This is a genomic window from Caballeronia terrestris, from assembly GCF_001544515.1.
Classification (GTDB): Bacteria; Pseudomonadota; Gammaproteobacteria; order Burkholderiales; family Burkholderiaceae; genus Caballeronia; species Caballeronia terrestris.
The window spans coordinates 1-668 of sequence record NZ_FCOL02000586.1 but is presented as its reverse complement, the minus strand read 5'-3'; the positions used below and the strand labels follow the sequence as shown (position 1 = coordinate 668).

1 protein-coding gene is annotated in these 668 nt (G+C 62.4%); it reads right to left on the bottom strand.

The window, feature by feature from the left end; all coding sequences use genetic code 11:
* A partial coding sequence (locus AWB67_RS39085) for an FAD-dependent monooxygenase (protein ID WP_200822449.1) occupies window positions 1–443 on the bottom strand: 443 nt, incomplete at its 3' end.
* Between the last annotated feature and the right edge of the window lie 225 nt (window positions 444–668).

The window sequence follows — 668 nt, the reverse complement described above, 5'->3', positions numbered from 1 at the left end:
GTCTGGCCCGCGGCGTCTTGCAGTTGCGCACTGACGCCGTCGGCGTCCTCGCTGAAGCTCACGAGGGTCGAGCCGTATTCCACATGTCCGCCGTGTCGCGCAAGCGTCGTTTCCAGAATGCGCTCGGTCTCGTACTGGGCGAGCGATAGCGCGCCATAGGGCAATCCTTTGCGCGGCACTTCGGCACTGAAGGCGGGCTCGCCGTCCTGGAACGTCTCGGCTCCCGTGAGCCACACGCCCGCATCGATCGCCTCGCGTGCAATGTCGAGGTCCTCGAAGACTTCGAGTGTGCGCGCCGTGACGCCCAGCGCCTTGACAAAGAACGCGCGGCCGGCGCGTGTCTCGATCACGCGAGCATCGATGCCGTTGCGGCGCAGTTCGGTCGCGAGCAACATGCCGACGGGACCGGCGCCAGTGATCAGCACATCCGTCGTTTCTGACATGATGCGATGTCCTCCGATGTCTCATTTCGTCAGGTGCAAGCGCGCATGTCCTGGCGCCGCGAATCTCACTATCCGTTGCTCACAGGATAACCGCGTCAGGCCAATCCGTGGCAAGTTCTCCGGGGTTTTGAGTCGTGAAAGGCGGTCAGCAGCCACTCGCAAAGCTTCGGTTCGATATGGATATCGAGTTGCCGTCCGGGTCCTTCGCATTGGCGAATCTATAAC